22 protein-coding genes and 1 riboswitch are annotated in these 24,911 nt (G+C 36.2%); of the genes, 8 read left to right on the top strand and 14 right to left on the bottom strand.

Annotated elements, in window-relative coordinates; translation table 11 throughout:
- Window positions 1–144: 144 nt before the first annotated feature.
- From ACFYKT_RS13940 to ACFYKT_RS13930, 3 genes are all read right to left on the bottom strand, one after another.
- Window positions 145–345, bottom strand: coding sequence for a cold-shock protein (locus ACFYKT_RS13940; RefSeq protein ID WP_064094055.1), 201 nt, complete (start codon window positions 343–345; stop codon window positions 145–147).
- Between the two features lie 215 nt (window positions 346–560).
- On the bottom strand, window positions 561–752 hold the full coding sequence (locus ACFYKT_RS13935; RefSeq protein WP_389220624.1) for a hypothetical protein: 192 nt from the start codon (window positions 750–752) through the stop codon (window positions 561–563).
- 134 nt (window positions 753–886) lie between these two features.
- Window positions 887–1,228: a zinc ribbon domain-containing protein YjdM gene (locus ACFYKT_RS13930; protein WP_389220621.1), complete on the bottom strand. Its 342-nt coding sequence runs from the start codon at window positions 1,226–1,228 to the stop codon at window positions 887–889.
- Window positions 1,229–1,674: 446 nt separating this feature from the next.
- Here ACFYKT_RS13930 and ACFYKT_RS13925 point away from each other — a divergent pair, with 446 nt between their 5' ends.
- Window positions 1,675–2,445, top strand: a complete 771-nt coding sequence (locus tag ACFYKT_RS13925; RefSeq protein ID WP_389220618.1) for a S1C family serine protease — start codon at window positions 1,675–1,677, stop codon at window positions 2,443–2,445.
- A 43-nt stretch (window positions 2,446–2,488) separates the two neighbouring features.
- On the opposite strand, the gene ACFYKT_RS13920 is transcribed toward ACFYKT_RS13925, so the two are convergent.
- The gene (locus tag ACFYKT_RS13920) at window positions 2,489–2,941 is read right to left on the bottom strand and encodes a hypothetical protein (protein ID WP_389220615.1); all 453 of its coding nucleotides are present in this window, start codon (window positions 2,939–2,941) and stop codon (window positions 2,489–2,491) included.
- A 313-nt stretch (window positions 2,942–3,254) separates the two neighbouring features.
- Here ACFYKT_RS13920 and ACFYKT_RS13915 point away from each other — a divergent pair, with 313 nt between their 5' ends.
- Together ACFYKT_RS13915 and ACFYKT_RS13910 are read left to right on the top strand one after the other, a co-directional pair.
- Entirely contained in the window at window positions 3,255–5,279 is a 2,025-nt protein-coding gene (locus ACFYKT_RS13915; RefSeq protein WP_389220612.1) for a bifunctional diguanylate cyclase/phosphodiesterase, read from the top strand.
- A gap of 123 nt (window positions 5,280–5,402) precedes the next feature.
- Entirely contained in the window at window positions 5,403–5,594 is a 192-nt protein-coding gene (locus tag ACFYKT_RS13910) for a hypothetical protein (RefSeq protein WP_389220609.1), read from the top strand.
- 267 nt (window positions 5,595–5,861) lie between these two features.
- Here the strand turns inward: ACFYKT_RS13910 and ACFYKT_RS13905 are convergent, their stop codons facing one another.
- On the bottom strand, window positions 5,862–6,734 hold the full coding sequence (locus ACFYKT_RS13905) for a TRM11 family SAM-dependent methyltransferase (RefSeq protein ID WP_389221191.1): 873 nt from the start codon (window positions 6,732–6,734) through the stop codon (window positions 5,862–5,864).
- Window positions 6,735–7,067: 333 nt separating this feature from the next.
- On the opposite strand from ACFYKT_RS13905, the gene ACFYKT_RS13900 reads away from it, so the two are divergent.
- Window positions 7,068–7,910, top strand: coding sequence for a formate/nitrite transporter family protein (locus tag ACFYKT_RS13900; RefSeq protein ID WP_389220606.1), 843 nt, complete (start codon window positions 7,068–7,070; stop codon window positions 7,908–7,910).
- A 112-nt stretch (window positions 7,911–8,022) separates the two neighbouring features.
- Complete coding sequence (gene rluF / locus ACFYKT_RS13895) at window positions 8,023–8,739, top strand: 23S rRNA pseudouridine(2604) synthase RluF (RefSeq protein ID WP_389220604.1); 717 nt, start codon at window positions 8,023–8,025, stop codon at window positions 8,737–8,739.
- Between the two features lie 147 nt (window positions 8,740–8,886).
- Here the strand turns inward: rluF and ACFYKT_RS13890 are convergent, their stop codons facing one another.
- On the bottom strand, window positions 8,887–9,705 hold the full coding sequence (locus tag ACFYKT_RS13890; RefSeq protein ID WP_389220601.1) for a squalene/phytoene synthase family protein: 819 nt from the start codon (window positions 9,703–9,705) through the stop codon (window positions 8,887–8,889).
- Window positions 9,706–9,953: 248 nt separating this feature from the next.
- Window positions 9,954–10,502: an NADPH-dependent FMN reductase gene (locus ACFYKT_RS13885; RefSeq protein WP_389220598.1), complete on the bottom strand. Its 549-nt coding sequence runs from the start codon at window positions 10,500–10,502 to the stop codon at window positions 9,954–9,956.
- Between the two features lie 193 nt (window positions 10,503–10,695).
- On the opposite strand from ACFYKT_RS13885, the gene ACFYKT_RS13880 reads away from it, so the two are divergent.
- Complete coding sequence (locus tag ACFYKT_RS13880) at window positions 10,696–10,908, top strand: methionine aminopeptidase (protein WP_389220595.1); 213 nt, start codon at window positions 10,696–10,698, stop codon at window positions 10,906–10,908.
- Window positions 10,909–10,966: 58 nt separating this feature from the next.
- Here ACFYKT_RS13880 and ACFYKT_RS13875 read toward each other — a convergent pair whose 3' ends face one another.
- Window positions 10,967–12,148: a sensor domain-containing diguanylate cyclase gene (locus ACFYKT_RS13875; RefSeq protein ID WP_389220592.1), complete on the bottom strand. Its 1,182-nt coding sequence runs from the start codon at window positions 12,146–12,148 to the stop codon at window positions 10,967–10,969.
- Between the two features lie 79 nt (window positions 12,149–12,227).
- Window positions 12,228–12,312, bottom strand: a riboswitch (cyclic di-GMP riboswitch).
- A gap of 285 nt (window positions 12,313–12,597) precedes the next feature.
- Window positions 12,598–13,959, bottom strand: a complete 1,362-nt coding sequence (locus ACFYKT_RS13870; protein ID WP_389220589.1) for an MATE family efflux transporter — start codon at window positions 13,957–13,959, stop codon at window positions 12,598–12,600.
- A gap of 212 nt (window positions 13,960–14,171) precedes the next feature.
- Here ACFYKT_RS13870 and ACFYKT_RS13865 point away from each other — a divergent pair, with 212 nt between their 5' ends.
- Window positions 14,172–16,211 (top strand): molybdopterin-dependent oxidoreductase, encoded by a 2,040-nt coding sequence (locus ACFYKT_RS13865; RefSeq protein ID WP_389220585.1) that lies wholly within the window; start codon window positions 14,172–14,174, stop codon window positions 16,209–16,211.
- A gap of 104 nt (window positions 16,212–16,315) precedes the next feature.
- Here the strand turns inward: ACFYKT_RS13865 and ACFYKT_RS13860 are convergent, their stop codons facing one another.
- Both ACFYKT_RS13860 and ACFYKT_RS13855 read right to left on the bottom strand, forming a co-directional pair.
- Window positions 16,316–18,289, bottom strand: a complete 1,974-nt coding sequence (locus tag ACFYKT_RS13860; RefSeq protein ID WP_389220582.1) for a methyl-accepting chemotaxis protein — start codon at window positions 18,287–18,289, stop codon at window positions 16,316–16,318.
- A 44-nt stretch (window positions 18,290–18,333) separates the two neighbouring features.
- Window positions 18,334–20,511, bottom strand: a complete 2,178-nt coding sequence (locus ACFYKT_RS13855; RefSeq protein WP_389220577.1) for a sensor domain-containing protein — start codon at window positions 20,509–20,511, stop codon at window positions 18,334–18,336.
- Between the two features lie 398 nt (window positions 20,512–20,909).
- On the opposite strand from ACFYKT_RS13855, the gene ACFYKT_RS13850 reads away from it, so the two are divergent.
- Window positions 20,910–21,287, top strand: coding sequence for a nucleotide excision repair endonuclease (locus tag ACFYKT_RS13850; protein ID WP_389221188.1), 378 nt, complete (start codon window positions 20,910–20,912; stop codon window positions 21,285–21,287).
- 43 nt (window positions 21,288–21,330) lie between these two features.
- Here the strand turns inward: ACFYKT_RS13850 and pssA are convergent, their stop codons facing one another.
- From pssA to ACFYKT_RS13835, 3 genes are all read right to left on the bottom strand, one after another.
- Window positions 21,331–22,020 carry a CDP-diacylglycerol--serine O-phosphatidyltransferase gene (gene pssA, locus ACFYKT_RS13845; RefSeq protein WP_389220574.1) on the bottom strand — a complete coding sequence of 230 codons (690 nt, stop codon included), beginning with the start codon at window positions 22,018–22,020 and terminating at the stop codon, window positions 21,331–21,333.
- Window positions 22,021–22,168: 148 nt separating this feature from the next.
- A complete protein-coding gene (locus tag ACFYKT_RS13840; protein WP_389220571.1) occupies window positions 22,169–23,272 on the bottom strand; it encodes a CaiB/BaiF CoA transferase family protein in 1,104 nt (367 codons plus the stop codon).
- Between the two features lie 67 nt (window positions 23,273–23,339).
- Window positions 23,340–24,908: a fatty acid--CoA ligase gene (locus tag ACFYKT_RS13835; protein ID WP_389220568.1), complete on the bottom strand. Its 1,569-nt coding sequence runs from the start codon at window positions 24,906–24,908 to the stop codon at window positions 23,340–23,342.
- Window positions 24,909–24,911 lie beyond the last annotated feature (3 nt).

Genomic DNA, 24,911 nt, shown 5'->3' with positions numbered 1-24,911 from the left:
GTAATATAATGGCATTTAATTCGACCTCAAATTTTCGTTGTACAATATGTATTGTCACTTAATATTTAACTTATTTATTATCGTGTCAATTCTTCTTTAGTAAGACAAAAAAAAGGACTCCAATTGGAGTCCCTTTTTCAGCAATTATGCTTTGTTTACATTTGTTGCTTGAAGTCCGCGTTGACCTTGTTCTGTGTCAAATGTAACTTTTTGGCCTTCATCTAATGATTTAAATCCTTCGCCTTGGATAGCTGAGAAATGTACGAATACGTCTTCTCCACCTTCAATTTCGATGAAACCGAAGCCTTTTTCTGCGTTAAACCATTTTACTGTACCTTGTTGCATATGTGTAATCTCCTTTTGTGAATCTAGTTCACATTTTATTACTATCGTTGCTAGGTTAGATATCAAAGGCGAAAAGCTTAAATACTTATTCTTTCCTTACAGACCAAACAAAAATAACTTCTTTATCATAACAGATATATTTTCATAAAGCAATTAAATAGTGCATTTCGTGAAATTCTACAACAAAATCATATTTTTAAAAGTAATCAAAACCCTTAATCTTTAGGTAAGTCAAGTGCCTGGTATGCTAGCTGATACTTACCGCCTTCAGCAACTTCTGAATGGTACAGTGCTTTCATGGCAAAGCTTTTCTCAAGATCATGTTCTTCCATTAATACTTTTAATCGTTTTTGTAATTCATTATTATCTTTAATCAGCAATTTCATTTGTGATTTTAAGTACTTCATTTGGTTCAACTCCTTCTTTATAAGCCATATCCGATTAAGCAACTCTGATAATAGCAAACTCATTTAATATTATCAGAGTTGTGAAGGTTTTGCACTTTACTATTTTTAGATCAAAATCAGTACTTGAAATTTCATTATACTTTTTTGACAAATTCTGATTTTAATTTCATTGCACCAAAGCCGTCGATTTTGCAATCGATATCATGGTCTCCATCCACTAGACGGATATTTTTTACTTTTGTTCCTATTTTTAAGATGGATGAACTGCCTTTGACTTTAAGGTCTTTAATGATTGTTACGGTATCCCCATCAGCTAAAGGATTTCCATTGGCATCTTTAATCATCTTATTATCTTCGTTGTTATCAGCATCCAAATCTGCACTCCACTCATAGGCACATTCTGGGCAAACAAAAAGACTGCCATCCTCATAAGTGTATTCCGAATGACATTTTGGACAATTTGGCAAATTAAGCATTGTTGTATATCCCCTATTCATAATTATTCTTCTACTTGTTTTACTTTTTCAGCATAAAAAAACTGCCGATACACTCAAGCTTAGACCGTATCCATTTCATTCTACCGTATATTTCATTCTGATTAAAGTTTGCCTTTAGATCTACGGATACTGTCTTGTGACCGATACACTTCCATATAAGCTTTATTCATAGCAAATTTATAATGGCGATAGTATAGTAGTTATTAACGAAAACTACTCTTAACTTTATTGAAAAGGCTATTTTCGCAAACATTGTTGCTTTTAACATGAATTCGTAGAAGTTGATTTCCGCTCCAGGTCGATCGCGTTCCGCTACAATCAACTAACATATTTGTTAATGATTTTCACTCACAACTTTTATTCAAAAAACAACAATCTTTAAGAAAAGAGCCATTGAAAAATACATAATGAGAGGATTTTTTTATATGGATCATTATGAGAAAGAAGATGATGAAGTTCATTTTGAAGAACCACCTTTAGAGGATTTTCTCCCAAATGAAGAAGATCAGTTATTAGCAGATAGGCAGAAGAGACGAAAGTCATTTGTAAGAAAAGGAGTGGCCCTTTGCCTTGCCGTTGCCTTGTTTATCAGCGTTATTCAAATTTGGCCACAAGTTTTCAACTTATCATCTATTAAATTTCTACAGAAGTCTGCAGAGCTTTCGAAACAAGAAGATATCCAAAAATATAAAGAAGCAGTTGTGACCATCCAAGACCAATATTCAAAAGGAACTGGTTTTAATATTTCTGAAAATGGGCTAATCATTACAAACAATCATGTTATAGAAGGCATGTATCCAATTACAGTTACTTTCCCAAATGGCGAATTATTCAAAGCGACAATCATAAAAGCAGAACCTGATCTAGATCTTGCCTTTTTACAAATTACCGGGGACAAGTTGCCTCATCTTTCCTTAAGTGAGCCTGATTTATGGCGCATTCAGGATCATATTTATGTAATTGGAAATCCACTATTACATAATCAAATTGTTAATGAAGGAGCTTTATTAGAAGGATCTGAGAAGAATGGAGTCCTACAGCTTTCCGCACCAATTTACAAAGGAAACAGCGGAAGCCCTGTCATTAGTGTTAGTGGGGACGTTATTGGAGTAGTTTACGCCATCTCAACAAAGGATCAAATAGGGCTTGCCATTCCAATTGAAAAAGTAATTGACCATCTCCCAGAGGGGTACTAATTAAATCTTCCGATGTTTTGATATTTTTCAAATGTAACTTCAGCTATTTATTAAGATATTTTTTTACTAGCATTAATATTAATACCGATAAAATAATGAGAGTACACATGCTGAAAATATTAATAAAAACAGTGTTAGTATAAATAGTTATACCTTTAGTTAACTGGTATACATCACTTAAATCGAAGTTTTTCAAAAGAGATTTTCTTATAAGGCTTAACTGTTTAATACCGTAATTTATACTAAAAGGCAAGGATATAGTTGATATAAGTAAAAATGCAAGGATGAAGAAAGGGCTAATATTTTTAGGGATCGCTTGGTATATTTTTATTAATGCATACATTAGCACAATAAATAGTATACCAATTGGCAGTAAACCGATATTCCCATTGCCGGACATAACATCATACCTTTTAATAGTAAAATATTCTCCTATTGCAAAAACAATAATGAATATTACTAATATGCTGATTGAGATTGGCAATGCTTTCTTCATTTTTTTGACCACCTTTTTAATCAATGATAACAAACTAGATTCAATGTTTCTAACAATTAAAATGTAGTGATAGGCAGAAAATTGGTGTACTTAGATAGCTAAACATTTAGTGGACACCTAATGCCCTCTGATGGACTCTTGTTACTTCAAGAGTTTTTTCTGTTGCATATAACCCTTGTTTGGCTGGAATGAAATCCATATCAAAATTAGAAAAAATTGACTAATTGTAAATCTATTGACCTAATTCTATTAACCTTCTACAATCATTTAGTATACTTTTAAGATCATTTTGTCATTAGAAAGAGGGCTTACTGTGTTTTCACCACCACCTGTTGATCATTTTATTAAGATTAGTGGGGAATACTCACTATCTATTATTATCCTTTCCATCATTATCTCAAGTCTTGCTTCGTTTACAGCTCTTTCAATGAATGAACGAATGCAGCAGAATAGCTTTTTCCATCGTTACTTTTGGCTTATGTTAGCATCTCTTGCGATGGGCTTTGGTATTTGGTCAATGCACTTTGTTGGTATGAGTGCACTCTCACTGCCGATCATGATGCACTATGATAATCTACTTACCATTCTATCAACGATTCCTTCTATTATTTCATCGTTTTTGGCCTTTTATTTTGTCAACCAAATAAATCGTTCATTGCGGTCCTATATCTTTGCAGGTATTGCCATGGGCATAGGTATATCTACTATGCATTATACTGGAATGGCCTCGATGGTAATGGATGCTACTTATGTATATAATCCATGGGTATTTAGTTTATCTGTTATTATCGCTATAATCGTCTCATTTGCTGCTCTGTTTATTTTTTCTCATTTGCACTATTATATGAAGAATTACTTTATTAAAGGCTTGACTTCTATCCTCATGGGTCTGGCTGTATCAAGCATGCACTACACTGGCATGGCAGGAACATCCTTCTATGTCCCCATTCAAAAGGTTATTGTAACAGAACATCATATGGATAGGAGTTTATTAATAACTGGTGTGACAATTGGAATCATTGTATTAATGAGCCTATTGCTTTTATCAAGCTTAGTTGATCGTTATGTAGATTTCCGGGTTAGCCATTTTGATATTCTAACTAAACTTCCGAACAGGCGAAGTTTTGAGAAAGTTTTAAATAATGATGGGATTAGTCGAAGTATCGCTGTGTGGAATATTCATAATTTGGAAAAAGTGAATACTGAATACGGGTATCTTTTCGGAGATGAGATTATCCGAAACGTTGTACACTGCTTAAAACATTTAAATCTCCCTATGACCGACTTATATCGAATTGAAGGAAACCGCTTTGCCCTTCTTGCCCAAGGAGAAGATCGTATAGATGAGCTCCAATCAGCCATGGAGTCTATTGCACTAAGATGGAAACAACCTATGGTTATACAAAACAAACAATATAAACTTGAAGCCGCATGTGCGTTATCAGCCATTGATGCCGATCAAAGTCCTAAGAAACTATATTCTAATACCCTTGCTGTACTGGCAAGTCCAACGATTTCTTATAAGCTTGAAGTTATCCGTTTCGATCCAGTTATACACACATTATCGTTTGAACAAGAAATCTTAAATAGTATTGATCAAGCGATGGAAAATGACGAACTCTTTCTTGTTTATCAGCCTAAAGTCAATGTAAATGCCCATAAGATTGATGGACTTGAAGCGCTTATCAGATGGAATCATCCACATTATGGATTTCTATCTCCAGCCATCTTTATCCCAATTTTAGAACAAAATCAGCGGATTTGTGATGTTACAGATTGGGTTATTCAAAAAGCAAGCAAGCAGTTCCGTAAGTGGCATGAACAGAAACTGCCTGTATTTCAAATTGCCATTAATATCCCTGGTGAGTATGTCACTTCACCACGTTTGATGAAAAAGCTAAAGAAAGCCTTAGTTCAAAATAATATTGATCCGATCCATTTTGAACTTGAAATTACTGAAACAAGTGTCATCGAGTCTGTTGAATCTACCATGCGTGCGATAAGCGCCTTTCGGGAAGCAGGATTTTCTGTTGCACTTGATGATTTTGGAACAGGTATTTCCTCCCTTTCTAATTTAAGGCAAATGCCTATTTCCACTTTAAAAATTGATAAGTCTTTTATTGATGAAGTGCCAAAGTCGAAAAAGGATTCATCCATTCTAGGAGCAATTATCGCCTTAGGTCATTCGCTAAATTTAACTATTGTCATTGAAGGTGTTGAAACAAAAGATCAAGTAGATTTCCTATTATCTACCGGATTTCAGCTCACCTTACAGGGCTATTATTACGCAAAGCCAATGATGGCAACAGAGTTAAGCGAATGGATAGAAAAATTTTAACATCTAAACTAAAATCTGGATAAAAGCTGCTAAAACGGATAAACTAGCTTAGAATCATTTATTCATATATTACTAATTAGGGAAGTGTTTACGATTATTTTAGCTAATAATATGGAGTTTGAAATGAAAAGCTCCTTCATACCGAACATAAACAATTCAGACTCATTAAAGGTCATTGAAGTAACACCTGAAAGTGTTATAATCCAAATGAACAATCCAGAATGCAGAGGAGTCTTTCCTTTAGAAAGCTTTCAATACTGGATTAAAAAAGGCTCATTAATTCAAATTTTTGCATCAGAGGAAAAGATCTCATAATACACATGTTAGTTTATATATGTAGTTGGTAGAGGTTGATTTCCGCTCCAGGTGCTAGCTTGCGGGGTGGGTGGTGAGCCTCCCGCAAGCTAGCACCTTCCACTCCAATCAACAACTATTTTTGTCAACATTTATTCATTTACCTATATTAATTTGATGACTGTCTACGGTTATATGGACTCTAATTGGTCACTGTTCCAACTTGCTTTGGTGATAGTGATCTTTTTTCTGTAAAAATCGGTCTGATTAATTAAACCGTGTCTGCGATTAAACACAAACGAGGATTTGCCTAGAGAACAATCCTTTATTTGCAACACAACGGTCTTGAATTTCGAAACCAGCCTCTTCGATCATGTGATCGATTGTTTCAATCGTAACGATAACAACCTTCTTTGCAAAACGGCGAGCATGCTTAATAATAGAGAACTGTTCCTCTGGAGTAGCATGTGTATACAGATTATAGGGTAAATCAATTATTGCTACATCATAGTTTTTTGTGACTTCTGAAATCGGTCCTATATTTACTTCACCTTGAAATCCAAAATGAGCAATATTTTCTCTTGAACCCATAACAACCAGTGGGTTAATATCACGGCCAACTATATCAATTCCCATGGAGAGCGCCTCCACTAATACGGTACCAATCCCACAGCAAGGATCAATCACTTGGAGTCCCTCAGGATTAGGGGCAGCAATATTAACTACTGCTCTAGCAACACGAGTACTTAGTGATGTAGAAAAACTTCGAGGCTTTTTTACGTGATCCAGCCAAACTGCCTTGTTTTTCTGATATTTACCGAAATACCAGCGACCTTCGATTGTCACTATCCCAAATACAAGGTCTGGATGACGGACATCGGCCTCTCCATTTATGCGCCAGCCAATATCTCGCTCAATTTTACGCCGCTCATCATATTCAATTTTATTATCTGCTTCAAGGTCATTGATTTTTACAAAAATCACTTTAAATGTGGACTCATTTAGATGAAGTTGTTCCACTTGTTCCAATATTTCCGATATGTTATCCCCTTCGTAGATGACTTCTATCCTTTCTTTGATAAACGGACTTCGGCTGGAATCTACTTGGATGGAACTCTTTAATATATTTGATTCTGGCTGGATTCCGAATAATGAACGCATTTCCAGATGACAAAGGGATAACTCTTCCCCCCTGCATGCAAAAGTATATATATATGCTTTTTCCCTGCTTTGTTTACTCAATCTATTATCATCCTTTATTTAATTACTTCTACCTATCAAACCATATCTGTTACAGACAAGAAAAGCAATCTTTAAACAGATGCACAATAAATTTACAAATATCTAGCTTTTTCGAATTTAAACTATATTTACTGTATTTACTATACATATAATTAAATGTAATTTACTGTAAATAATGCTTGAAATGATGAAATCCTCCTTATTACAATAGATAAAGCCTCATAAAAAAAAACGAACAATGGAGGAATAGTCTTGGATTATATTAAACCCAATCAATTAGTAGAGGATGTTGCACATGCAGGTGCCTACAAATCTACTTTAGGGATAAAGGAAATCTTAATAAAGGGAATTCTATCGGGTGCATTTTTAGGTTTTGCCACCACACTCGCCTACACTGCTACAATCGAAACAAATCTAAGTATTATTGGTGCATTTGTTTTTCCAGTTGGATTTGTGCTAATTCTTTTATTAGGATTGGAGCTTGTTACTGGAAATTTCGCCATGCTGCCACTAGCGAGATTAAGAGGCCTAACTACTAGCAAAAATATAGGATATAACTTTTTTTGGGCATTTACAGGAAATCTATTAGGCAGTCTTTTATACGGTGTTTTATTTTATATTACTGCTACAAAGCTTGGACACTTAACAGATGGACCCATGATCGAAAAGATAATTAGTGTGGCAGAAGGAAAAACGCTTGCATATAAGAGCCTTGGTGGTGAAGGGGTCATTATTGCCGTCACAAAAGCGATACTTTGTAATTGGATGGTTACGCTAGGTGCTTTTATGGCATTTGTATCTAGCTCAACCATTGGAAAAATAGCAGCAATGTGGCTTCCCGTCTTTCTCTTTTTTGCTCATGGCTTTGAGCATGCTGTCGTAAATATGTTTGTTATTCCAACAGCCATCTTTATGGGAGCTGACATAACATTAGGTGATTGGTGGCTATGGAATCAACTCCCTGTTACAATTGGTAACTTTGTTGGTGGATTTATCTTTACTGGTTTAGCTCTTCATCTAGTTAACAAAAAGAAAAATCCTGTTACAAATCTAGAAACAAACCAGCTTACTGTTCTAAAGGAAAAAAGTTTATAAGAATTTCCAAAAGGCTTGTTCCTACCTGCATATCTGCCGCTTATAATTTTAAATTGTTCTTGAAATTAACTTGTTTGTCATGTATTCTTTAAAAAAATTCACTTCTTAAGGATTGGTAAACATGCGAATTAATAAATACATAAGCGAGTCTGGACATTCATCAAGAAGAGGGGCAGATCGATTAATAAGTGAAGGAAGAGTCACTATTAATGGAAAAGTGGCAAAAGTAGGCAGCCAAGTTGAACCTGGGGATGATGTCCGAGTAAGTGGAAATCCTATCAGAATGGCAAGGAACTATGTCTATATTGCTTTAAACAAACCTGTGGGAATTACCAGCACAACTGAAAAAAACGTTAAGGGAAATATAGTTGATTTAGTAAATCATCCTTTACGAATTTATAATATCGGAAGGCTCGATAAAGATTCCGACGGACTCATACTCCTAACGAATGATGGAGATATTGTAAACGAAATCTTGCGTGCCGAACATAGGCATGAAAAAGAATACATTGTTTCCGTTGACAAGCCGATCACACCTGAATTCTTAAAGAAAATGTCTGAAGGTGTAAAGATATTAGGCACAAAAACACTCCCTTGTGAGGTAAGGCAGTTATCTAAATTTGATTTCCAGATCATTTTAACACAGGGCTTAAATCGCCAAATTCGTCGTATGTGTGCTGAGCTGGGGTACGATGTTTTTCGATTGCAGCGGACGCGAATCATGAATATTCATTTGGGCAGCCTTCCTGTCGGACAATGGCGAGATTTATCAAAAAAAGAAAAAACTCAACTTTTTAACGAACTAAACTACGAACCTAAAGAATGGTAGATTAACGTTTTTTTCTCGCACATACTCTTTAAAAAAAGCCCTTGACCTTCGTTTAGTCTTTACAAAACGGAGGTCAAGGGCTTTTTTTTAGTTTGCAAACATTACTGCTTAATAAAATCTCCGTACTCAAAGTTGTTTAGCTAGATATTACTTCCCAACCACTTGACTAACAACTTCAGTTACATCCGATCTGCTCATTTTTTCTTTCCCTGCAGTCAATGCATCTAGCGTGCCATGTGCAAGTGCCAATGGAATCTTGCAAAAATGAAGGATTGTTTTTGTTTTAATAACCTTTACATACTCATCTGCCAATGCCAGGTTCCGACGGGCGTACATGAACATATCATCAAGCTCCCATCCCTCTGGGAAAAAACTCACGCCCCGCTCTGCATCTTCCGTATGATTACGCAGGATATTAACAGACTGCAGACCACGGCCAAATGCGATGGCTAATTCTTTATCCGTCTCAGTCCCATCATACCATTTCCAAATATCTGCTAACATAACGCCTACGAGACCTGCTACATAATATGTATAATCATCTAAATCTGCTTCATCCTTAATTTCCCACTCTTTTCCTACCCAATTCGCCATACCTTCAGCCATAATTGATGTCGCTTGCAAGATCTTCTCTTTTATTGACTGCGGGCAAACGTTTATCCAATCACCCAGTCGAAGTGTGACTTCCGGAAGTAATGTTTGGAATGGTTGAAAGATTTCAGTTAACTCTTTATCATGGAATGGCTTTCGTAAAACTTGACTGATCGAAAGTAAAAGGTTGCTTTTGGACGATAATGGAAGCCCTGGATGATCCTCAATCTCGTCTATTGCTCTCATGCATAAGTAGGCAGATGAAACTGCTTCTCTTAATCCCGGTGATAAAAGACTAATGGGAATAAAGAAAGTCCGACTAGTCGCCTTTAACATATCTGTTGCACTACTTTGTAAATCCTTTGTTTCACTCACCTTTTACTTCCTCCTCTTTAAAATTAGGTAACGGCTCATATATTGATTGTAATATTCTCTGATTTTGAGTGCAAATTTTTATTATCTAATCTCTAAGTGGTATGACCACTTTCCTAGTTTATATTATACTGAAATATCGACATCTTTTCCAACTTGTGAAATTAAATTCAATATGAATAAAAAAGAAGCAATAAATGATGATGGTCATTTGATTGCTCCTTTTTCAGTAATCCTTTGCGAAATGACTCCTACTCAGGCTTTTTAATTGCTAGCCCTTTTTGCATGATGATTAGTTCTTCCGCCAATGCATCAATGCGTGAAAGAACTTCCTCATCAATAATTTCATTTGCAGCGTTAAAGTGTTCTCCATTTGCGTACACATAGCTCGGTGCTACAAAAGAGCGTAAATAACCTGCAATGGGCTTTAATTGATTTTCAACTACTAGATAGTGCTGATAAGTTCCCCCATTTGCGACAAATCCCATTACTTTATGACGGAAAACGGCTGGATGAACCAAATCAAATACATTTTTTAATGGAGCCGGAAACGAACCATTAAAGATCGGGAATCCAATTAAGTAAAAGTCAGCATCTGAGATGATCTTAATCATTTTCTTCGTGTCATCGTTATAAAGATCGGGATTTCTGCCATCACAAAATTCAATATTATACTCTCTCAAGTCGAGCATTTCGATCTCTGTATCTGGATACTTTTCCTTCATTTTTTTTAGAACTGTCTCAACTAATATGGCTGTTTTTGCGCCTATGATTGTACCTGATATACCAAGTATTTTCATTCGTAGTATCTCCTTTCCTTGGTGTTCCTCTTTTTACAGGAAATGTTTATTGCTCATTTTCAACATGCGAACAATAATAACCTAATTATACATTATCATACACTTTTTCTTCATAAATGCGAATTAAAACAACTTATGTATAAATTTAAGTTTATTCACAAAAAATAAGAAAAAGATAGTTGAGGTGAAACGTATGGGACTATTGAATTCGTTTAATGAGTGGAGAGCAAATAGATACGAAAAACATGTATCTCAAATGGAAGAGGAGAATAAATGTCCAGAATGCTATGGCCGAGGATTTTCCGTATACCCTGGGAACGAATATGCCTACCATGCCAATTTATTTGATTGTCCTGGCTGCAGCGGAAGCGGGCAATATTCAGATTGGGAAAACCAGATTGAATAAGAAAAGTGTCAACACCACAAAGGATATTCATCCCTTTTCGGTGTTGACACTCCCTATTTTAAGATGTAACCATTTGATTTCCGCCTTGTTTTTTTGCTTTATATTGAGCTTGATCGGCAGATTTCTTTAAGGTATCTACAGAAGAACCATTCATCGGATAGGTTGCAACACCTGAACTAATTGAAACAGTGATTTCACAGTCTGAAATTCTAATTGGATGCTGAGCTAAGTATTCCGCTAATTCTTCATAAATTTGGTCCACTCTATGTTGAGAAGAGCCCTTTATGATAATCATAAATTCGTCCCCTGCATAGCGGTAGCCTACGACATTTTCATCACAAATACTTTTGATCCCATCAGCTAAAACCCTCAAATATAAATCACCAATATCGTGGCCAAAGTTGTCATTTACCTTCTTTAAACGATCAGAGTCAATCATCATAAGGGTAATTTCTTGTCCTTCTGAGCTAATTAACTTGGATAAATCATTATGAAAGGCACGATGATTTTTCAATCCTGTCAATTCATCTGTTTGTGACATTAAATATATTTTCTCATAAAGTCTTGCTGTCTCTATTGAATTGATAACTTGATTCCCTATAATTTGCAGTAATTCTTCATGTTCCTTTCGATAGGCAAAGTCAGATACACTTTGTGCAGAAATCACTGCTTTTACATGATCATCAATAATTACGGGGACAAAAATGCCGGACTTTGTATCTGTTACTCCAAACGTTGTATCTGTTTGATCAAGACTTACTTTCCGGGGATGAACAATTTCTTTTGTTGTAATGGCTCTAGTAGTAAAATTATTCCCCATTTTTATATAATCTTGTGGATAGAATATGCCATTCTCCACCATAAAAATAAAGTGAATAAGTGGATTTCCTTCGGTGTATAACGCAATAAAAAAGGAATCTGTCGGCATTACTTGAGAAACCATTTCATATGCCTTTTTAAGCAGAACTTCTTCATTCAATGTTTTACTGCAAACTTGGGCAAAATCATGCAAAATGATGTAATGCTTATTTAACCAGCTCATATTTTCCATTTGTACATTTACTTTTTGTAATTGTGATAGTAAAGATTCAACAACCTGTTTATCGCTATCTTCGCCGACCGTGCGAATAATTTCCTTATAGGTATCCCCTGAGATAATATTTTTCTCTGTACCGATCTTTTTCAATAGTTTTGTAATGATCCCTAAGATTTGATGGATATTTTCCTTGTGTTTACCCATTTTTAACACTTCCAAAGATATATTTTCACAAAAAATAGACTAACCAAATACCGATTAATCTAACTCATTCATAGTTATACACGGTAGCTGGCTGGCATTGTCTAATGACTTTAGCCCCTCTAGCTTTGCGTCCTCATTTTTCAATGAATTTGCCTTTTCTATAATTAAATTGGAATTCTGAAAAGTCATAAAATGGTTGTATCTTTACTATATAGTTCTTAATAACCATAGTCAATTCATTTTCAATCAAAAAATGGGAAATAGGCAGAATTTTTTCAAGATTCCCTATTCTAGTTTCCGACTATTGTAGGTCAATTTGAAGTTATATTTTATCCCAATATATATATTATCATAAAATCAAATAGTTTAGCCATGCAAAGCTTTAAAGGGAAAATAAGGTATTCAACTATTTAAAGTGAATACCTTTTTCCTTTACCTATCACGTTATCCTATCCTACTTGTCTGCTAACAAACTTCTTCTTTTGAATATAAATGAGCCTCATTGACAAACAAACGCCAGCAGCAAGCAATCCAACTGTTAATCCAACCCAATAGCCTGTTGCACCTAGATCGGCAAAATGTGCCAGAATATATCCAACTGGCAAACAAATGAGCCAATAGGCGATTAGTGTAATAATAAATGAAATATTTACATCTTTATAGCCCCTTAATGCTGCCTGTGCCGTTGCTTGTATAGCATCCGATATTTGGAAGAATAGGGCATAAATTAAGAAATGGGCAGTTAAAGAAATAACGGCTGCTTCATTGGAATAGAATCCAGCCACTTCATAGCGGAACAGAACGACTAACAATCCTGTGAAGAGGGCTATTATAACAGATAGATAGATTCCTAACCAGCTATATGCTTTTGCATCCTTAAATCTCCCTGCTCCGACCTCATACCCAACTAGGACCGTTTGGGCCATTGAAATACTCATAGGGATCATATATAAGAAGGAGACAATATTTAAAGCAGCTTGATAAGCCGCAATCGTGTTAACATTATATTTACTTAGTAAAATAGTTACAACCGCAAACATACTTGTTTCAAAAAAGATGGATAGCCCCATTGGCACACCAATTTTCAGGATTTCTTTACATTTATCTAAAGAAAACTCTCTAGAATTTGAAAAGATATTGTAAACTGAAAATGGTTCTTTCGTTTTTATAATATATATCGTCATCCCCAATATTAACCAATAGGTAATAGCAGTAGCATACCCTCCACCTGCGCCCCCTAGTTCTGGGAAACCTAATTGACCAAAGATGAATACATAATTAAAAAATAAATTGATTGGCAAAGCCAATAACAAAATAACCATAACAACACGAGTTTTGCCAAGGGCATAAATAAATGACCTTAGAACATTAAAAGTAAAAAAGGGAATAATCCCAAAACTTAGGCCAACCAAATAGTTAAATGCTGTTTCATGCACTTGATCTGGCAGATTCATTGTCGTTAATAATGGATCTAAGAAAAAGAATCCAATAATAATAACGGCAACCGCAATCCCAACCGCTAAATAAATTCCATTCTTCACTATCGACGTAACTTCCCCCGTTTTCTTCTCGCCGAAACGCTGGGCCACAATGGGAGAAACAGCAAGCAAAATGCCGCTTAAGCCTGTAAATACTGGATTCCAAATGGATGACCCGATCGCAACACCTGCGAGTGCAGATGAATGATACTTGCCAGACATAATTGTATTAAAAAACACCATTGAAAACATTCCAAGCTGAGTGATCAGAATTGGAACCAATAAGATGAAGGTTTGCTTTATCTTTTCTTGAATAGTAAACGTTTGGTTCATAGCTATGGACTCCTTGAATAAAATATTCCTTATTAAAATAGTTATAATCTATCATACTCTATCAACCCTACTTTTCAAGTAAATTATCACTCTTTAATAGGATTCTAATAATGATAAATGATTGCGGTCTTTTTCAAACTGTCTTATGATAATAACAATATTAAAACATTGTATTCTTGCACCTGATTAACCTGGTAAAGGAGAATAGTTTAATGACCACTTTTGTAAATCAACAAGATGGTGTTTTTCCATCTGTGTGCCCCCTTGATTGCCCAGATCAATGCGGCTTACTCCTTCATAAAGAAAACGGAAAAATTGTAAAAGTTGATGGAGATCCGAATCACCCAGTAACCAAAGGGAATATTTGTAATAAAGTGCGAAATATGAAGGAAAGAATTCATAGCGAAAATCGCTTGAAATATCCAATGAAGCGAGTAGGCACCAAGAATGAAGGGAAATTTGAACGGATAAGCTGGGAGGAAGCAATTCAAACGATTACTTCTCACTGGAAAGAACTGATTCAAACGGCCGGTCCTGAGAGTATTTTGCCATATAGCTTCTACGGGAATATGGGGAATCTTACAGCGGAAGGAATGGATCGCCGCTTCTTCCACCGCTTAGGGGCTTCACAACTAGACCGGACAATTTGCCAGGCAGCAGGAACAACCGGCTATAAATATACGATGGGCGGAAATCTAGGGATCGACCCTGAAGATACGATTCATTCAAAGCTTATCATTTTCTGGGGCATTAATGCTGTGAGTACGAATATGCATCAGGTAGCTCTTGCACAAAAGGCAAAAAAAAATGGGGCAAAAATAGTCGTTATAGATGTCCATAAAAACCAAACAGGCAGGCTAGCTGATTGGTTTATTCCGTTATTGCCTGGGACAGATGGTGCACTTGCATTAGGAATGATGCATATTTTATTTGCTGAAAATATGGTCGATAACCAGTTTTTACAAGAATACACAATCGGACATGAACAGCTTCGCGAACATGTCGTTCAATACGACCCTGAAACAGTATCTAGTATTACAGGCGTACCTGTAGAAGACATTTATAAGCTAGCCCGAATGTACGGAAAGACGAATCCTGCCTATATTAGGATCGGAAATGGACTGCAGCATCATGATAACGGAGGAATGACCACCCGAACCATCTCTTGTCTTCCCGCCTTAACTGGTCAATGGCTTGTTAAGGGTGGGGGTGCCATCAAATCCAATTCCAGCTTTTTAGCTTATAATGAAGAAGACTTGCAGCGGCCAGATTTATTAGAAAATAAACATACACGAGTTATCAATATGAATGAAATCGGCAAAAAATTACTCGAATTAGACCCTCCTATTCAGTCCATGTATGTGTACAGCAGTAATCCAGCCGTTGTCGCACCTGAAGGGAGTCTTGTTCGAAAAGGTTTACAACGGGATGATTTATTTCTCGTCGTTCATGACTTATTTATGACAGAAACAGCAAAATACGCAGATATCATTTTGCCAGCTACTTCTTCATTCGAAAATACAGATTTTTATGCTTCCTACTGGCATCATTATATACAAATACAACAGCCAGTCATTGAAAAGTATTATGAATCTAAATCCAATGTGGATGTTTTCCGTTTATTAGCTAAAGGGATGGGATTCGATGATCCTGTTTTCGAAGAAACTGAAGCTGAAATGATCTCAACTTCACTTGATCATCCTAGCAATCCTTATCTAAATGGAATAAATTATGATACCTTACTTGAAAAGCAATATATAAAAGCGAATGTAAAACCATTATTCCCCGGAAAGCTCCCAACTCCGAGCGGAAAAATTGAGTTATATTCTGAGAAAATGGAAAAGGATGGGCATTCCCCATTACCAACATATACGCCTATTATTAATGATGGAGATTTTCCATACTTATTTGTTCCAGCGCCCAATCATAATTTCTTAAACTCCACATTTTCTAATATTACAAAGCACTGTTCACTTGAAAAAGAGCCGCGTTTACACATGAACAGCACCGACGCAAATATGGAAAATATTAAGGATGGAGAAACCGTTCGCATTTGGAATAATCGGGGAGAGTGCGAGCTTAAAGTCACGGTAGGAGAAAATGTGCTCCAAGGAGTTGTCGTTTCCCAAGGTTTATGGACAAATGCTCCTGGTACAAAACAACTTGTTAACACCTTAACTCCTGACCGCCTTTCGGATATGGGTGGAGGGGCAACCTTCTTTTCTGGACGGGTAGCTGTCGAAAGAATATAATTGTGTCTTCACAAAAGGTTGAATCAAAGCTTGTCTCATCGAGTGTCATAAAAAATGCCTGTTCCTCCATACATCAAAGTAACGAGGAACAGGCATCACTTATTTCACTTTACTTTAAATTGCTTCATCATTTCTTTCAAATCATTACTTAAATTCGATAGTTCGAGTGCATCGGCTGAGATTTGAACTGCACCAGCGGCCTGTTGCTCACTAGCAGCACTTACTTCTTCTGCTCCAGCAGAGGATTGTTCTGTTACTGCTGAAATGCTCTCCAAATCTTCCGTGATGCTCACACTAATTTCTTCTAAATGTTGAATCGAGTGATTCGTTTTCATTACTTGTTCAGAGGTTGTATTTACATTTATTGATATTTTCGAAAAAGCCTCGCCAGATTGAATAACTGCCTTCATACCTGTTTCAACTACTGTTAAACCTTTTTTGATCGAATGGACTGCACGGTGACTTTCATTTTGAGTTTCAGAAATCATTCTTGCAATTTGTTCGGCCGATTTGCTTGTTTCGTTTGCAAGCTTACGTACCTCTTCTGCTACAATCGCAAATCCTTTCCCTGCCTCACCTGCACGTGCCGCTTCAATGGAAGCATTTAATGCAAGCAAGTTCGTTTGCTCAGCAATTCTTGTGATCATATCAATCACATTTCCGATATCAGTCGATCGTTTATCAACAAGATTGATGATATGAGCTGTATCCTGAACTTGATGATTTGCCTCTCGAATAGATTCAATTGCTTGATTGACTAATAATTCACCTTGCTCGGAAAGATTTTTACTTTGAAGTGATGTTTCATTCACGCCATTGGCGAACATACTAAGATCTTTAAGTGTATGGCTCATAAATTGTACCTTATCAGTCACATTGGTCACCGAATGAACTATATCTGCTGTACCTGTCGCTAATTCATTAATGGCAATGGCCACTTGTTCGGCAGATAACTTCGTTTCTTCACTTGTATTCACAAGTGTGGCAGATGATTGTCTTACATGCTCTGATACCGAATCGATCCGCATTAAAATATTCTGCATTCCTGAAATCATATGATTAAAATTTGTGCCAAGCACACCAATCTCATCTTTTCCTTGATGATCAACTAATAAAGTTAAATCACCTTTAGCTACTGATGACGTTAAATTAGACATGCTTTGAATGGGTTTAACCAGTCGAGAGGCAAAAATAAAGACGACAATAATCGAAAATAGTAAGACAATACCTGCTGTGACAAATGAAAGCTTTGCTAAATAAGATAGTTTATCTGTTGCTTCTGCCACTGGGACTGTAATAAATAAGTTCCAATCTTTTGATTGAAGCTGTTTATAAAAGGTAAACCTTTCTTCCCCCTTATATTTATAACGAATCATTCCTGATTTGCCTGACATTGCTTGTTCATGTGCCTGTTTTAGTTCTGGAATACCTAATTGATCAACAGTGGATTTAAAAACAATCTCTTCACTCGGATGCCCAATAAATAAGCCATCATGCTGAGTAATGGAAGCATAGCCTGTATCTCCTATTTCTACATCAGCTACAAGCTGCTGGAGACTATCAATCGGGTAAGTCCCCCCTAAAACACCTATTGTTTGATTATTATCATTTTTAATTGGGACAGCGAAAACAACGGTTGTTAATTGATCCGCTTTACTTACGACTGGGTCAGAAATAGTGGAATCTTTTCCTGACATGATAAGCTGGAAATATTCTCGATCAGCAATATTTGTTTCTACATCTGTAGAAGTGATGGCTGTTCCTTTTTCATCCGCGACAAAAAGCAGTGAATACTCCGGAAATTGCTGTGCAATTCGCTTAAGATATGATTGCTGTATGTTCACATCCTTGCTGCTCATTTCTGTGCTGTGGGAAAAACCCTTTAATCGTTCAATATGTATTGAAAAAGCACCATCTAATTCTTTCTGTGTTTTCTCTAGATTGGTTAAAGATAACTTTTCAAAATCTTCTTCTAGAAATTCCTTTGCCTTGTTATGATTTATATAAGCAACTAGTACTAAGGCAATACAAATAATTGGTACGATTACAACGATTAGTTTCGTCTTTAGACTCTTCATTTTGGTTTCCCCTTTGGATTCTTTAGCATTCTTGAAAAATATGCTTACAATAATTGATAAGGTAACCTGCGATATATAGCTTCAAATTCCTTTTTCGGAAGAGGTCTGCTAACATAATACCCTTGAATTTCATCACAGCCTATTTCCTCCAGTACTTCAATTACTTCCCTCGTTTCGATCCCTTCTGCCACTACTTTTAAATTTAGCTCATGTGCGAGATAAGTAATCGCTTTCACAATTGCTATGTCTTCTCTGTTCTTTGCTACTTCATGAATAAAACTTCGGTCAATTTTGAGTGAATGAATTGGGAATTTCCTTAAATAATTTAAGGAGGAGTAGCCTTTTCCAAAATCATCAATTGCAACAGTAATCCCCATGTTTCTTAATTTATTTAAACATTCTATACATTCTTCGATATGATCAATAAAGCTATTTTCAGTAATCTCTATTTCTAATAGATTAGGATCTAAGCCGGTCTTTTCTAAAACGTTTTCGATGACATTATGGAAGTTTGGCAGACGAAAATGAAGGGGGGAGATATTAACAGCTACTCTTAAGGGAGAAGAGTACCAAGAGCTGTTCCACTCTTTATTCTGCTCACATGCCCGTTCGATCACCCAATTATCAATCTTTATGATTAACCCTGTATCTTCTGCTATCGGGATAAACTTATCAGGTGGAATATTTCCAAACATAGGACTGTTCCAGCGCAATAATGCCTCCATTCCATTAATTTGCCTCGTACTTAAATCCATTTTGGGTTGAAAAAATAATTCTAGCTCATTATTATCAATTGCTTTACGCAAGTGATTTTCAATCAATAGTGCTTCTTCATTGGCTTGGTTCATTTCCTGTTCATAGATACAATAGTTATTTCGCCCTTTTAATTTTGCTGCGTACATAGCAATATCAGCTTTTTTCAATAGAGAATCACAATCTCCTCCATGTTCTGGAAAGAGGCTTATGCCCATGCTGCAGGTCGTATATATTTCATTAGCCCCAAGAAGAATGGATTGATCAAAAATAGCTAAAAGCTTTTTAGCATAATTGATTACCTTATCCTTACTTTCAATATTTGGATAAATGATAATAAATTCATCGCCAGCCAATCGATAAATTTCAGACTTCGAACATATTTCCGTTTTTAATTTCATTGCAACTGCTTTAATTAATTGATCGCCTACGGTGTGTCCTAATGAATCATTAATTTGCTTAAATCGGTCTAAATCAAGAAAAAAAACGGCTATTTTTTCACCTTTCTCCCTTGATTTCCTCATCAAGTGATTTAAATCATCACAAAATTTTCTCCGATTTGGTAGACTTGTTAACAGGTCGTGGAATGCCATAAACTCTACTTCTTCTTGAACATGATGCAGCTCAGTAATATCATTTATACAACCAATAATTTCAACCACTTTTCCTTCACGATAAATGGGAGATAGATAGGTTAAGAGCTGCCGATTACGATAAGCATAATTATATGTAACAGGTTTGCCGAGAAAGGCAAGTTCATATTTCTGTACTAGCATACTGGCAATTTCAGATGAAAAAACTTCTTCTGGCTGTTTGCCATGCATTTTTTCGTTATCTAAGCCTAATTGATAAGCTAGCTTACCTTCATTTAGAATATAAATAAACTTTCCTAGTTTATCTTTAGCAACCTTAAAAATAAGGTTATTTAATGAGTTAACTACATGTGAGAAATCATTTTGTAATGCTTCAACCAATTTCTCTTGAGCAATCTTGCCCTCAGTTATATCCGTTCTAATGGCAATATGCATAATCGGTTGTCCCTCTTGATCCTTAAACGGAACGATTGTCGTTTTCACCCAGTAATAGGATCCGTCTTTTGCTCTATTTCTTACCTCACTTTCCCATATCTCACCGTTCTTGATTGTATTCCACATTTCCTTAAAGAAATTTTTATCATGGTAACCTGAATTAAGAATCCGATGATCCTGCCCAAGCAGCTCTTCTTTAGAATACTTCGATAACTCGCAAAATTTGTCATTTACATATAGGATTTTCCCTCGATCATCTGTAACCGCAACAATTGCAGAGGCGTCTAATGCATATCTTAAATTTGTATAATCTTCTAAAAAGGAACTGATCTGTTGAATATCCTTTTCCATTTGCAGCAAATTCTTATAATTTGACTGCCCTTTTTTAAATATTTCTTGTAATGAATCAACCCATGACTGAACATGGCTTTGATTAAACATTCTCTCACTCCTTACTAATACTAACAGCAGTATTAATCCTAGAATTTTGTAACAACGAATCCATTTAACTAGGTTTAAAGGTTCATTTTTATGCAAAATAATGGATGGATCATATTTGTTAGTTCATTTTTATCACACAATGTCGCTTTGTACAATAATGTGTCGAATTTACCTTGTTTACATGGTGAAAATACACAAAGTGATGATACCAGCTTTTAATTGGCCAGTTTATGAAAAATGTGAATATTTTGTAATAATATTCGTCTATTATGCTGTATTTTTGAAAAAAATAGCAGACAGACATGTACCTGCTCGCTTCATGAATGTTTTTTATGATGAATGTAGATTTTTGCTATTATGTTGTGATACCATCAATTAAGATTAGGAAGTGATAAATGATGATAAAGATTGATATCCCCACTCCAGATATTGTGATTACAAAAAAACGGAACCAATCTGGGGAAACAAGTGGAACTGAACTGAGCAGTGTTTATGGATTTACAGATTACCATCGTATTCCGAGAGATAAAGGTGGATTAATTCTCTTTTTCGATAAAAATGAGGATTTGCTATTTGTAGGGAAAGCAAGGAAATTAAGACAACGGGTAAAGAAACATTTCGAGGATACCGTATCCCCAATTAAACAACATCGGGATGAAGTAAATAAAATTGCGGTTTGTTTTGTAGAGGACCCAACAGAAAGAGATATTTATGAAACCTATATTATTAATAAATTAAAAGCAAAATATAATATAGACAAAGTATACTTTCGATAAAAAAAAGGAGAATATTCTCCTTTTTTATCGAAAGTTTTTTTATTTACTCTTTTTCTTTCTTCCCCTTTACAAATCGATAGGCGAGGTAAGCGATATAGATAGGTGTAGCAATGTAGATTAAATATGGAAATTGACCATATGTCCCTTTGTATATCAAATATAAAAGACAGCCAAGAAAAATAGTAACAATTGTACCGTACTTCGGTAATGGTATCTCTTTCAGGCTTGGTATCCGAATTTTACTTACCATCAAAAAACACATTCCGGTGAAAACAACAGTTGTAATAATTTGTGGGATCCTATCGCCAAATAAGGTAAGAATCGCTAATATCCCACCCGCAGCAGTAATCGGAACACCAACAAAATAATTTAATGATGACTTGCCTGAACTAATATTAAATCTAGCTAATCGATAGGCACCAAATAAAGGGAATAGTCCAGCAACAGCAAAACCAAGCATGCCGAATTGGTAGAAATATGTATAATAAACTAAAAATGAGGGCGCTACACCAAAAGTAACAATATCTGCTAGTGAATCAAGCTCCTTTCCTAACGTACTATCCGCATGTAACATTCTTGCAAGTCTGCCATCCATACTGTCCAGCATCATCCCAATTAATATTAACACTGCAGCATTTTTGAACTCTCCACTCGCTGCAAAACCGATAGATAAAAAACCACAATATAAATTTCCTAAAGTAACCATGTTAGGAATTGCTTTCGTTATTCGCACAGGTGTTATCACTCCAATTCTTTCTTATCATATTTAAATACAACTTTTTCCCCCAAAGCTACAGAAAAAAACTAAACATAACGATTATAACATTTTATTCCTTTACTTTAATGCAATGAGTGAAAATATTATTTGAAAAAGCATCGGATCAATCCGATGCTTTCTCAATGAAATTGTTTCTAATTTCCGTCCCATGCTCGCCCTTTTCAGGTGAAAAGCTATTTTCAGATTTAAGATCCCCGTGCATTTTAACAGAAGTGAAATCTTTGGGATTTTGAAATACCATTCCTTTTTCATTATAAAGAGGAAAGTCACGCAACTCATTTGACTCTAATACAGGCGCTAAACAGCAATCTACCTTCTTTCCAAACTCCACCCAGTCTGCTAAATCACGACTGCCAAATAGTTCTTGTACTTGCTCATACACTAGATTGCTTTGCTCTGTTTTAGAATAATGAGCTTCGATCCATTCTTCCCTTTCAACTGCGAGACAAAAGTTTTCCCAAAACTTTTTTTCAAGTGCTCCAAGAGTAACATAACGATGATCCTTTGTTTCATAAATCGCATAAGAGATAATCTTCCCATTTAAATGAGAAATACCCCTTGTTTCGCCTGTTTCTTGTTCAATTAAAAGATGATTTCCCATTATGGAAGCAACCACATCAGCGATAGAGATACAATGATTGCTTCCTTTTCCAGTAAGCGCTCTTGAGGCAATCCCTGCTAAGATCCTCTCACTTGCAGCCAGTGCTCCCATATAGTCCGCAATTTGGATGGACGGATGGACAGGTTTTCCGCTGCTGTCTTTGAATTGTGCAAGAACACCACTGACTCCCATATAGTTTAAATCATGACTTCCTAGTTTATGAAAACTCCCCTGTTCTCCATAGCCGGTTAGGGAGCAATAAACAATATCCTCTTTATACTTGACGACCGACTCATAATCAAGACCAAGCTTCTTCATCACGCCAGGGCGAAAGCTTTCAATTACAGCATCTGCTGCTGAAATTAACTTTAGTGCTGCACTCCTCTCCTCTTCCTCTTTCAAATTAAGGATTATACTTTTCTTCTGCCGGTTATTCGCTAGATACACAATACCTGTTCCATCTTTCTTTATACCAAGATTTCGAGCAGGATCCCCTTCTGGCGGTTCGATTTTGATTACTTCAGCACCAAGCTCCGCTAATCTCATTGTGGCATAGGGGCCAGGAAGATAATTCGTAAAGTCAATAATTCTTACACCCTTTAACATATAGAAATCCTTCCTATATTAAATTTGGCTATATTATAATAGACAACTCCTTTGATCAGTGGTGATTTTAGAGCTCGTTAGTCTGAGTTAAATCTTCCAGGCGTTTTCGCAGCATGAATTTTTGAATTTTCCCACTTGCATTTCTCGGCAGCACATCACAGAAAATATATTTACGTGGTCGTTTATAATTGGCAAGCTCTGCACTATTTTTGCAAACTTCATCAAGCATCTCTGCAGTAAGTGCCAAATCCTTTTTAACAACAAAGGCTGTTACTGATTCCCCCCACCGATCATCAGGCTGACCAATGACCGCTACATCAAGGACACCACTATGTGTATACAGAACGTCCTCAACTTCACGCGGATAAATATTCTCACCGCCACTGATAATCATGTCATCGACTCGGTCCTTTACCCACAGGAAGCCTTCATCATCAAGATAGCCAATATCCCCTGAATGGTACCAGCCTTTATGCAAGGATTTGATCGATGCCTCTTCATTGTTATAATAGCCGCTCATCATACATGGGCCTTGCACAATGATTTCCCCTGTTTCCCCTGCTGGAACCGTATCATCAGGATCAGATGGACCATTCTCATTCGGGCGAACAATTCGAATCTCATGATTTAAACAGGCTTGACCAGCTGAGCCCGCTTTACTGATTTGATCTTCATCTGACAAAAATGTAATGGCTGGCCCCATTTCCGTCATTCCATATGCCTGAACAAGAGCAATACCTAATTTGTCCTTGCATGCATAGACAAGTGCTGGTGCCATTGGTGCAGCACCATAAAGACCTATTTTTAAGCTATCAAGCTGATAATCGTCGAGTTTTTCTTGTAAAAGCATATTCCACATTGTCGGTGCAGCAAAAAACTTGGTGATCTTTTCTTCGGTGATTAATTGGAGTACTCGCTGTGGTTCAAAATGATGAAGGATTGTATTTGTTGCGCCAACATGTACACGAGGAAGGAAGGCACAATGGAGCTCTGCGCAGTGAAACATTGGTGCAGTGACAAGACCGTTATCATGGCTATCAAGCTTTGTTGCGCTAATCACTATCAAGCTTTGTTCTACAATATCTCTGTGGCAATGGAGAACACCTTTCGGCCTGCCAGTAGTGCCACTTGTATACATAATCGCGTAAAGATCATTTTCGTGAATTTCAGCCTGAATAGCGGACCTCGATGCAGCTGCCACCTTCTTCTTGTAGCTTACAGCAAAAGCGGGTGCATCTTCGTCAATAAACCAAAAAGCTGTATGCGGGAAACGGTTGGCAATTGGTTCAATTCCCGATTCAAGCATTTTTTCAAAAATGACAACCTTTGGCTTTGCATCATTCAAGATATATGCTACTTCCTCAGACATCAATCGAAAATTGATTGGATTAAAAATAGCTCCTAATTTTGCACAGGCAAAAAACGTGGTGGCTAGCTCTTCTGTATTAAATAAATACGTCGAGACGATATCCCCTTTTCTAACTCCTTCCTGTTGGAGGGCATTAGCGAGTCTGTTGATCTCAAAGCTCCATTCTTTGTAAGTAAAGCGAAGATTTTTTCTTACATCATATAAAGCTTCCTTATTCCCATATTTTCCTACAGTTAAATCAAATATTTTTCCAATCGTAATACTCATCCT

Origin of the sequence: Cytobacillus mangrovibacter, from assembly GCF_042865275.1 — a bacterium.
Lineage (GTDB): Bacteria > Bacillota > Bacilli > Bacillales > Cytobacillaceae > Cytobacillus > Cytobacillus mangrovibacter.
Note: the sequence above shows the minus strand (reverse complement) of the source record. Positions and strands in the feature narration are given on the sequence as shown.

Bases quoted from the DNA above. Each gene is read 5' to 3' on its own strand.
- ACFYKT_RS13940 (WP_064094055.1), bottom strand. From the start codon at position 345: ATGCAACAAGGTACAGTAAAATGGTTTAACGCAGAAAAAGGCTTCGGT.
- ACFYKT_RS13935 (WP_389220624.1), bottom strand. From the start codon at position 752: ATGAAGTACTTAAAATCACAAATGAAATTGCTGATTAAAGATAATAAT.
- ACFYKT_RS13930 (WP_389220621.1), bottom strand. From the start codon at position 1,228: ATGCTTAATTTGCCAAATTGTCCAAAATGTCATTCGGAATACACTTAT.
- ACFYKT_RS13925 (WP_389220618.1), top strand. From the start codon at position 1,675: ATGGATCATTATGAGAAAGAAGATGATGAAGTTCATTTTGAAGAACCA.
- ACFYKT_RS13920 (WP_389220615.1), bottom strand. From the start codon at position 2,941: ATGAAGAAAGCATTGCCAATCTCAATCAGCATATTAGTAATATTCATT.
- ACFYKT_RS13910 (WP_389220609.1), top strand. From the start codon at position 5,403: ATGAAAAGCTCCTTCATACCGAACATAAACAATTCAGACTCATTAAAG.
- ACFYKT_RS13905 (WP_389221191.1), bottom strand. From the start codon at position 6,734: ATGCGTTCATTATTCGGAATCCAGCCAGAATCAAATATATTAAAGAGT.
- ACFYKT_RS13885 (WP_389220598.1), bottom strand. From the start codon at position 10,502: ATGAAAATACTTGGTATATCAGGTACAATCATAGGCGCAAAAACAGCC.
- ACFYKT_RS13880 (WP_389220595.1), top strand. From the start codon at position 10,696: ATGGGACTATTGAATTCGTTTAATGAGTGGAGAGCAAATAGATACGAA.
- ACFYKT_RS13875 (WP_389220592.1), bottom strand. From the start codon at position 12,148: ATGGGTAAACACAAGGAAAATATCCATCAAATCTTAGGGATCATTACA.
- ACFYKT_RS13870 (WP_389220589.1), bottom strand. From the start codon at position 13,959: ATGAACCAAACGTTTACTATTCAAGAAAAGATAAAGCAAACCTTCATC.
- ACFYKT_RS13865 (WP_389220585.1), top strand. From the start codon at position 14,172: ATGACCACTTTTGTAAATCAACAAGATGGTGTTTTTCCATCTGTGTGC.
- ACFYKT_RS13860 (WP_389220582.1), bottom strand. From the start codon at position 18,289: ATGAAGAGTCTAAAGACGAAACTAATCGTTGTAATCGTACCAATTATT.
- ACFYKT_RS13855 (WP_389220577.1), bottom strand. From the start codon at position 20,511: ATGTTTAATCAAAGCCATGTTCAGTCATGGGTTGATTCATTACAAGAA.
- ACFYKT_RS13850 (WP_389221188.1), top strand. From the start codon at position 20,910: ATGATAAAGATTGATATCCCCACTCCAGATATTGTGATTACAAAAAAA.
- ACFYKT_RS13840 (WP_389220571.1), bottom strand. From the start codon at position 23,272: ATGTTAAAGGGTGTAAGAATTATTGACTTTACGAATTATCTTCCTGGC.
- ACFYKT_RS13835 (WP_389220568.1), bottom strand. From the start codon at position 24,908: ATGAGTATTACGATTGGAAAAATATTTGATTTAACTGTAGGAAAATAT.